Genomic DNA, 5,691 nt, shown 5'->3' with positions numbered 1-5,691 from the left:
CCTGCTGCCCGACGCCGAGGCGCGGCTCGCGCGCGACTGGTCCGGCCGGCTGGCGGTGAAGGCCGGCGCGCTGGACGCGGTGGCCACGACCATGAGCGGCGGCAACCAGCAGAAGGTCGTCCTCGCCAAGTGGCTGGCCACGGGCCCCAAGGTGCTGATCGTCGACGAGCCCACGCGCGGCATCGACGTCGGCACCAAGGCAGAGGTGCACCGGCTGCTGTCCACGCTGGCCGCCGAGGGACTTGCCGTGCTCATGATCTCGTCCGAGCTGCCGGAGGTGCTGGGCATGGCCGACCGCGTGCTCGTGGTCCGCGAGGGGCGGATCGCCGCCGAGCTGAGCCGGGCGGAGGCGACCCCCGAGGTCGTGATGCGTGCCGCGACGCCGGGCGCGTCGGCCGGGCAGGAGGGCGCGGCATGAGCGCCCTGCTGCGCCGCCGCGAGGCCGGCATCGCCCTCGCCCTCCTCGTCGTGATCGGCGTGACCACCGCCATCCAGCCCGGCTTCCTGCTCAGCTCCGGCGGCTTCCGCGACCTGCTGCTCACGCCCGCCATCCTCGTGGTGCTCGCCGTGGGCCAGGCGGTCGTGGTCATCACCCGCAACGTCGACCTGTCCGTGGGCTCCGTGCTGGGCCTGACCGCGTACCTCACCGGCCGCCTGTTCATCGAGGCGCCCGACCTGCCGATCGTCGTGGTGGCGCTCGTCGCCGTAGCGGCGGGGGCCGTGCTCGGCCTGGTCAACGGGTCGATCGTGGCGTTCGCCCGCGTGCCCGCGCTCGTCATCACGCTCGGCACGCTGTACGTCTACCGTGGCATCGCGCTGACCTGGGCCGGCAGCGACCGGATCGACGCCGGGGACATGCCCCGGTCGTTCCTCGCACTGGGCACCCAGCAGGCGCTGGGCATCCCCGTGCTGACGATCGTCGCCGCCGTCGTGCTGGCCGTCGTCGCCTACTACATGTACACCGCGCGCGGCGGCCGACAGCTCTACGCGATCGGGTCCGACCCCGACGCCGCCGAGCTGCAGGGCTTGCCCGTGCGCCGCCGGCTGCTCGGGGCGTTCGCCCTGGGCGGCGCGCTCGCCGGGCTGGCCGGCGTCATGTTCGCCGCCCGGTACGGCACCGTGTCGTCCGGGGCCGGGCTCGGCATCGAGCTCCAGGTCGTGGGTGCCGTGGTGGTGGGCGGCGTCGCGATCTTCGGCGGCAGCGGCACCGTCGCGGGCGCCGCGCTCGGCGCGATGCTGCTGCTCACCATCAACCGGGCCCTGCCCGTGGTGGGCATCCCCGACTTCTGGCAGCGCGCCGTGGTCGGCGCGCTCATCATCGGCGCCATCGCGCTGGACCGCGTGCTCGCCCGGCGGCGGTCGCACCGCCTCGCGGCCGAACGTGACACCGACCAACCCGGCGAAGGCGGCCCGGCCGACCGCGAGGAGGCGAACCGATGAGGACCCACGCCCGCCCCTGGTGGCAGCGCGCGCTGCTCACCCGCGAGATGCTGACCGTGCTGATCCTGGTCGCGGCCTGGGTGGTCGCCTCCGCGACCGTGCAGGGCTTCGACGGCCCGCTCACCATCACCTACCTGGTGCTCGACGTCGCCCCCGTGCTGCTCATCGCGCTGCCCATGACGCTGATCATCGCCACCGGCGAGATCGACCTGTCGGTCGCGTCCGTGGTGGGGCTGTCCAGCGTCACCTTCGGCCTGCTGCACCAGGCCGGGGCCGACCTGTGGCTCGCGCTACCGGCCTCGGTGCTGCTCGGCGCGGTGTGCGGTGCGCTCAACGGGGCGCTCGTCGCCTACGGTGGCCTGCCGTCGCTCGCGGTCACCATCGGCTCCCTCGCCCTCTACCGCGGCCTCGCCGTCGGGCTGCTGGGCACCACCGCCGTCACCGACTTCCCCGAGAACTGGACCGACGGCGCCACCGAGAAGCTGGGGGAGTCGCCCTGGCCGGCGATCACCCTCGGGCTGGTCCTCCTGATCGCCGTCTTCGCCGTGCTGCTGCACGCCACCCCGTTCGGCCGGAACGTGCTCGACATCGGCCGCAGCAGCGAGGCCGCCCGGTTCTCCGGCGTCGACGTCAAGCGCACCCTGCTCATCCTGTTCGTGCTGTCCGGGGCGGTCTCGGCGCTCGCGGGCGTCTACTACACGCTCCGCTACGGCAGCGCCCGAGGTGACAACGCGACCGGCCTGGAGCTGCAGGTCGTGGCGGCGGTGCTGCTGGGCGGGGTGTCGATCTTCGGCGGCCGCGGCGCCATGCACGGGGTGGTCGCGGGCGTGCTGCTGATCGGCGTGCTCGGCAGCGCCCTCCGGTTGGAGGGCGTCACCGTCAACGTCATCAACATCGTGATCGGCACGGCGCTCGTCGTGTCGGTGGTCGCCCCGCGCATCGCGGGGGGCCTCAGGGTCCGACGGCGCTCGTCCGCCGGGCACGGAAGCTAGGGAGACGAACGATGAAGCTCACATCTGTGCTCGCGGCCGGCACGGCCGCTGTCCTGGCGGTCGGGCTGGCCGCCTGCGGTTCCGGGGGCGACGGCGGGGACGGCGGCGCGAGCGGCGCGTCCGGCGACGTCACCATGACCATGCTGCCCAAGAACCTCGGTAACCCGTACTTCGAGGCGTCGACCGCCGGGGCCCAGGAGGCGGCCGGTGAGCTCGGCGCCACCGTCGAGGAGGTGGGGCCGGACACCGCGTCCCCCGACTCGCAGGTCCCGTTCATCAACACTGCCGCCCAGCAGGGCGTGAGCGCGCTGATCGTCTCGGCCAACGACCCGACGGCGATCGGCGACGCGCTCGACGAGGCGAAGTCGGCGGGCACCAAGGTGGTCACCTTCGACTCCGACACCGAGCCCCAGTTCCGCGACCTGTTCGTCAACCAGGCCTCGGCCGAGGGCATCGCGGACAAGCAGCTCGAGCTCATCTCCGACCAGATCGGCGGCGAGGGTGAGATCGCCATCCTGTCGGCGTCGGCCAACGCGACCAACCAGAACGCGTGGATCAAGCTGATGGAGGAGAAGCTGGCGTCCGACTACCCGGACATCACGCTCGTGGAGACCGCCTACGGCGACGACGACGACCAGACATCGTTCGACAAGACCGCGGCCCTGCTGCAGTCGCACCCGGACCTGAAGGGGATCGTCTCGCCCACGACCGTCGGCATCGCCGCGGCCGCGCGGTACGTCTCGACGTCCGAGTACAAGGGCAAGGTCGCGGTCACCGGTCTCGGCACGCCCAACCAGATGCGCGAGTACGTCGAGGACGGCACCGTCGAGGCGTTCGCGCTGTGGAACCCGAACGACCTGGGCTACCTGGCGACCGAGGCCGCCGCGGCCCTGGTGGCGGGCGACATCACGGGCGCGGAGGGTGACACCTTCGAAGCCGGCCGGCTCGGTGAGTACACGGTGGGGGCCGACGGCGTGGTCGTGCTCGGCGAGCCGTTCGTGTTCGACAAGAGCAACATCGACGACTTCGACTTCTGAGTCCTGTGCTCCGATGGGGTGTGCGGCGCGGTCGGTAGAACGTCAGGTGGTCGGCAGCCCGAGCTGCCGACCACCTGACGTTCTACCGACCGCGCCGCACGGCCATGCCTTGACCGTCCCGGTGTCGCGGACTAGGGTCTGAATGAATCGTTTCAAGGTGCGCACGAGGGCGTGCGCGGAGAGGGAGGACGCCATGGCGGCATCCACACGTGTCGAGGCGGCCAGGTCGGCGCTCCGGCAGCAGACGATCGAGCTGCCGTCCTGGGCGTTCGGCAACTCGGGCACGAGGTTCAAGGTCTTCAGCCAGCCCGGCGTGCCGCGTGACCCGTTCGAGAAGCTGTCCGACGCCGCGCAGGTGCACAAGTACACCGGCGTGGCCCCGCGCGTCAGCCTGCACATCCCGTGGGACCTGGTGGACGACTTCGGCGCGCTCGCCCGGCACGCCGACGACCTGGGCGTCCGGATCGGCATGATCAACTCGAACGTCTTCCAGGACGAGGACTTCATGCTGGGTTCGCTGGCCCACCCCGACCCGCGGGTGCGCGCCAAGGCCGTGGACCACCACAAGCAGTGCATCGACGTCATGCGCGCCACGGGGTCCAAGGACCTCAAGGTCTGGCTGTCCGACGGCCTGAACTACCCCGGGCAGGACTCGATCAGGGCCCGGCAGGACCGGATCGCCGAGTCGCTCGCCGAGATCTACGCCGCCCTGGACGACGACCAGCACATGGTGCTCGAGTACAAGTTCTTCGAGCCGGCCTTCTACGTGACCGACGTACCGGACTGGGGCACCTCCCTGCTGCACGTCATGGCGCTCGGCGACCGGGCGAAGGTCGTGCTGGACACGGGCCACCACGCGCCCGGCACCAACATCGAGTTCATCGTGGCGCAGCTCCTGCGCCAGGGCCGCCTCGGCGCCTTCGACTTCAACAGCCGGTTCTACGCCGACGACGACCTCATGGTGGGCGCCGCGGACCCGTTCCAGCTGTTCCGGATCATGCACGAGATCGTGTCCGCCGGTGCGCACGCCCCGGACAGCGGGGTCAACTTCATGCTCGACCAGTGCCACAACATCGAGCCGAAGATCCCCGCGCAGATCCGGTCGGTCATGAACGTCCAGGAGGCGACGGCCAAGGCGCTGCTCGTCGACGTCGAGGCGCTGGAGGCTGCCCAGCTCGCCGGTGACGTGCTCGGCGCGCACGGCGTGCTGATGGACGCGTACGACACCGACGTCCGGCCGCTCGTCGCGCAGGTGCGCGAGGAGATGGGGCTGGACCCGAACCCGACAGCGGCCTTCGCGGCGTCGGGTTATGCCGAGAAGATCGCACAAGAGCGCGTCGGTGGCGCGCAGGCGGGATGGGGAGCATGAACGACGTCGTCGAGGCCGGTGCCGGCGCGGCCGGTGCGGTACAAGACCTGGTGGGCCGGTCCAACCGCCTGGGCTCCGACCCGCGGGTGACCAACTACGCGGGCGGCAACACGTCCGCGAAGGGCACCGCCACCGACCCGGTGACGGGCGAGCCCGTCGAGCTGCTGTGGGTCAAGGGCTCCGGCGGCGACCTCGGCACGCTCACCGAGCAGGGCCTCGCCGTGCTGCGGCTCGACCGGATGCGCGCCCTCGTGGACGTGTACACGGGCGAGGAGCGCGAGGACGAGATGGTCGCCGCGTTCGACTACTGCCTGCACGGCAAGGGCGGCGCGGCGCCCTCGATCGACACGGCCATGCACGGCCTGGTCGACGCGCCCCACGTGGACCACCTGCACCCCGACGCCGGCATCGCGATCGCCGCGGCCGCCGACGGCGAGAACCTGACCGCCGAGATCTTCGGCGACGAGGTCGTCTGGGTGCCCTGGCGCCGTCCGGGTTTCCAGCTCGGCCTCGACATCGCGGCCATCAAGGCCGCGAACCCGCAGGCCGTCGGCTGCATCCTGGGCGGCCACGGCATCACCGCCTGGGGCGACACCTCGGCCGAGGCGGAGGAGCGGTCCCTCTCGATCATCCGGCGAGCCGAGGAGTTCATCGCGGCGCGAGCGGCCGCTCGGGGGGACCATCCCTTCGGCGCCGTGCGGGCGGGCTACGAGCCGCTGCACGACGTCGAGCGGCGCGCCCGGGCGGCCGCGCTCGCGCCCGTGATCCGCGGCCTGGCCAGTGTCGACGCCCCGCAGGTGGGGCACTTCACCGACTCGGAGCCCGTGCTGGACTTCGTGGCGCGCGAGCGGCT

General features: G+C 72.0%; 6 protein-coding genes. All 6 read left to right on the top strand.

The window, feature by feature from the left end; all coding sequences use genetic code 11:
- On the top strand, positions 1-418 hold a 418-nt coding region (locus PROKR_RS18840; protein WP_157602253.1), incomplete at its 5' end, for an ATP-binding cassette domain-containing protein.
- On the top strand, positions 415-1,440 hold the full coding sequence (locus tag PROKR_RS18835; protein WP_036965695.1) for an ABC transporter permease: 1,026 nt from the start codon (positions 415-417) through the stop codon (positions 1,438-1,440). The genes PROKR_RS18840 and PROKR_RS18835, both read left to right, overlap by 4 nt.
- Entirely contained in the window at positions 1,437-2,432 is a 996-nt protein-coding gene (locus PROKR_RS18830) for an ABC transporter permease (RefSeq protein ID WP_036965693.1), read from the top strand. The genes PROKR_RS18835 and PROKR_RS18830 overlap by 4 nt, the downstream gene beginning before the upstream one ends.
- An 11-nt stretch (positions 2,433-2,443) precedes the next feature.
- Entirely contained in the window at positions 2,444-3,469 is a 1,026-nt protein-coding gene (rhaS, locus tag PROKR_RS18825; RefSeq protein WP_036965691.1) for a rhamnose ABC transporter substrate-binding protein, read from the top strand.
- Positions 3,470-3,662: 193 nt separating this feature from the next.
- Positions 3,663-4,838 carry an L-rhamnose isomerase gene (gene rhaI, locus PROKR_RS18820; RefSeq protein WP_036965689.1) on the top strand — a complete coding sequence of 392 codons (1,176 nt, stop codon included), beginning with the start codon at positions 3,663-3,665 and terminating at the stop codon, positions 4,836-4,838.
- Positions 4,835-5,691: class II aldolase/adducin family protein (locus tag PROKR_RS18815; RefSeq protein ID WP_211240178.1), on the top strand; the 857-nt coding region annotated here is incomplete at its 3' end. The genes rhaI and PROKR_RS18815, both read left to right, overlap by 4 nt.

Origin of the sequence: Promicromonospora kroppenstedtii DSM 19349 (genome assembly GCF_000515355.1) — a bacterium.
In the GTDB taxonomy this organism is placed as follows: Bacteria; Actinomycetota; Actinomycetes; order Actinomycetales; family Cellulomonadaceae; genus Promicromonospora; species Promicromonospora kroppenstedtii.
Note: the sequence above shows the minus strand (reverse complement) of the source record. Positions and strands in the feature narration are given on the sequence as shown.